We start from the raw sequence: 3,378 nt of genomic DNA, 5'->3' as shown, positions 1-3,378 counted from the left end.
CTGGTTCATCAGCTTCTCTAAATCGGGCTTGTTCATGTAAGCAACTACCGGGTCGGCGGCAATGCTGGTTTTGTCAGGACCCGTGTAGGTTTTGGCTGGTGCCTTTCGCGAGTCAGCTACTTTGGTTTGCCCCATAATCGATTCCTTAGATTTGAGTACAGTTTTTGGGGTAATTCCGTGTTCCTTGTTGTATTTCATCTGTCGGCTCCGGCGACGATTAGTTTCGTCAATCGCTACTTGCATTGATCCAGTAACTTTGTCGGCGTACATAATGCACATACCGTTTTCATTACGAGCCGCTCGACCAATAGTCTGCACCAGCGAGCGTTCGTTCCGCAGAAATCCTTCCTTGTCAGCATCCAGAATGGCTACCAGCGATACTTCCGGTAAGTCTAGCCCTTCCCGTAGCAGGTTCACTCCTACCAGTACATCAAAATCGCCCAATCGCAAACCCCGCAAAATTTCTACCCGATCCAGTGGTTTTATATCTGAGTGAATGTAGCGACTCTGCACTCCAGCCCGCTCCAGAAATTTCTGCATCTCTTCGGCCATTCGTTTAGTAAGGGTAGTTACCAGCACTCGTTCATTTTTCTTCACTCGGTCGTCAATCTCACCTAACAGATCATCAATCTGATTGACACTCGGTCGGACTTCAATCACCGGATCCAGCAAGCCGGTAGGTCGGATCACTTGCTCTACCACCACCCCGTCTGATTCGCGCAATTCGTAGTCGCTGGGTGTGGCACTCACATAAATGATCTGATTAATCATCATTTCAAACTCACTGAACGTCAGGGGACGGTTATCTAGAGCGGACGGTAAACGGAAACCATAATCTACCAAATTTACTTTACGAGAACGGTCACCGCCCCACATAGCGCGAACCTGGGGAACCGTCACGTGACTTTCATCAATCACCATTAGATAATCCTCTGGAAAATAATCTAATAGGCAGAATGGCCGCTGACCGGGTTCGCGACGATCGAAGTAGCGGGAGTAGTTCTCAATACCAGAACAGTAACCCAACTCCCGAATCATTTCCAAGTCGAACTCAGTACGTTCCTGAATACGCTTGGCTTCCAAGTAACGCTGTTCTTTTTCAAAACTACCGATTTGGGCTACCAGGTCGTCCTGTATTTCGTGAATTGCCTGCTGCTGGGTAGCTTTACCGGTCACAAACAGGTTGGCCGGATAAATAGTAATTAGCCGTTCGTCAGCTAGCTTTTTACCGGTGTGCGGATCAATGCGGTGGATAGCTTCAATTTCGTCGCCCCAAAAATAGATTCGATAGGCGAAGTCAGCGTAAGCGATAAAAATATCTACCGTATCGCCCTTCACCCGAAAATTACCGCGCCGAAACTCGCCTTCGGTCCGGCTGTACAGAATATCAACGAGCGAGTAAAGCAGCTTCTGACGCGAAAGTACATCACCTTCCTGAAGTTTAACTACATTCTTTCCAAACTCATCAGGATTACCTAGTCCGTAGATGCAGGAAACCGAAGCCACAATCAGAACATCGCGCCGCCCCGAAAGGAGAGCCGAAGTCGCGCTCAGCCGCAACTTTTCGATTTCATCGTTGATCTGAAGATCTTTCTCAATGTAGGTATTGTTCGTGGGAATATAGGCCTCGGGCTGATAATAGTCGTAGTAAGAAATAAAGTACTCCACCGCATTTTCGGGGAAGAACTGCTTGAACTCACCGTACAGTTGGGCCGCCAGCGTTTTATTGTGACTAATAACCAACGTAGGCCGATTCAACTGCGCAACCACATTGGCTACTGTGAATGTCTTACCCGAACCAGTTACTCCCAGTAAGGTCTGGGCTCGATCGTCAGCATTTATACCTTGTATCAGTTGATTAATAGCTTCGGGCTGATCGCCGGTAGGTTGGAAGTCTGAGGTGAGGTTGAAATCCATATTTCAATTAGCAGTGAACAATTAGTCCGCCTCAGGCGGAAACAATTAGCTGTGGTAGCTCAGAAATAACACCTTTTAGAGAAGGTTAGTTTAGCTAATAGCCGAATGAATAATGATTTGTGTAGGGTGGTGAGGATTAACCGATAGACTGAATTGTCTGGCAATAGAATTTCTCGCGAATAACTAATCCGTCAGCCCACTGCTGTACTGAGACTTCAGTAAGTTGAGACTTGTGGCCCTGGTGATCAGTAAATATGATTTCCCATTCGCTGAATACGACTTCTTGATGAAGATTAATGGCTTGATTCAATAGCTTACTGTAGACTTTCGACACTTTTGATAAGTTATCTTTCTCGGCTGCCAGGCATTCTACTTTTCCTACTTAGGCTTCTTCTTCGTTCTCCTGCATCACTACTTCGTTAGCGTAAAATAACTCCATTGCCTGTAGCGTATTGCCTTCAATAATTAGAGCGTTCAGTTGTCCGACCTTTTCTTTGAATTCGCTCATCGTACTCTGTTTATGCGTAAAATAGCTAAATTCGCAATATGGAACGTTATATCAATGGCACCGGCCACCCGGCCGCTGACTGACTACGGTTTTAAGAAACTGTTTGGAACGGAGCCGAACAAAGATTTGCTGACTGATTTTCTTAATCAGTTGCTTCCTCCCCATCATCGTATTCAGAAACTTAATTATGCTAAAAATGAGCATTTAGGAGGAAATATTTTAGATAGAAAAGCAATATTTGATCGGCCGGCGATCCGGATTTACTGCGAAAGGGAAAACGGTGACAAATTTATTGTAGAGGTGCAAAAAGCAAAACAAAATTACTTTAAGGAGCGAACCTTATACTACTCTACGTTTCCTATTCAAGAACAAGCGAAGCAAGGGGACTAGAATGGCCCGGCCACCCGGTTCAAGCTTACGGCAGTTTATACAGTGGGTATCCTTGATTTTATTTTCGAGGATCATCGGGATGAAGAAAATTTACTACATACGATCAAGCAGAAAGATCAGGATTGCCGAACCTTCTATGAAAAGCTAACTTACATTTATATCGAACTTCCCAAGTTTAAGAAAACTGAGGAGCAGTTAGGGGCTCAGTTTGAGAAGTGGCTCTATGTACTCCGATATTTATCTCAATTACAAGACCGTCCCAAAGCATTGCAAGAGCGAGTGTTTCAGAAGCTATTTAAGGCAGCAGAGATTGCCAAGTTTAGCAAGCAGGAACGAGCCTCCTACGAAGAAAGTGTGAAATACTACCGCGACATCAAGAATGTAGTAGATACCTCGCACCAAGAAGGAAAAGAAGAAGAGCGTATTAGAACAGCTCAACGAGGATTAACCAAAGGTTACTCTACGGAAACAATCTCGGATATGACTGGTCTTTCTGCCGAAGAAATTGAGAAATTCCGTTCGGGTGATGAATGAATATAAAAATCAGCGTAGGGCTCCAGTTT

The 3,378-nt window shown here is 45.1% G+C and carries 3 protein-coding genes and 1 pseudogene; 1 reads left to right on the top strand and 3 read right to left on the bottom strand.

Going from position 1 to position 3,378, the window contains the following annotated elements; all coding sequences use genetic code 11:
* The 3 genes from uvrB to WBA23_RS19180 all read right to left on the bottom strand — a co-directional run.
* The coding region (uvrB, locus tag WBA23_RS19190) for an excinuclease ABC subunit UvrB (RefSeq protein ID WP_424583894.1) at nucleotides 1–1,917 on the bottom strand (1,917 nt) is incomplete at its 3' end.
* A 136-nt stretch (nucleotides 1,918–2,053) separates the two neighbouring features.
* On the bottom strand, nucleotides 2,054–2,251 hold the full coding sequence (locus WBA23_RS19185; RefSeq protein WP_424583893.1) for a hypothetical protein: 198 nt from the start codon (nucleotides 2,249–2,251) through the stop codon (nucleotides 2,054–2,056).
* Between the two features lie 48 nt (nucleotides 2,252–2,299).
* Entirely contained in the window at nucleotides 2,300–2,425 is a 126-nt protein-coding gene (locus tag WBA23_RS19180) for a hypothetical protein (protein WP_424583892.1), read from the bottom strand.
* Nucleotides 2,426–2,437: 12 nt separating this feature from the next.
* On the opposite strand from WBA23_RS19180, the pseudogene WBA23_RS19175 reads away from it, so the two are divergent.
* Nucleotides 2,438–3,349 (top strand): annotated as a pseudogene (locus WBA23_RS19175) (Rpn family recombination-promoting nuclease/putative transposase).
* The last annotated feature ends 29 nt before the right edge of the window (nucleotides 3,350–3,378 follow it).

This window comes from Tunicatimonas sp. (genome assembly GCF_049647865.1).
Classification (GTDB): Bacteria; Bacteroidota; Bacteroidia; order Cytophagales; family Cyclobacteriaceae; genus Tunicatimonas.
The sequence above is the reverse complement of the archived record's forward strand: the minus strand, read 5'-3'. Positions and strand labels throughout refer to the sequence as shown.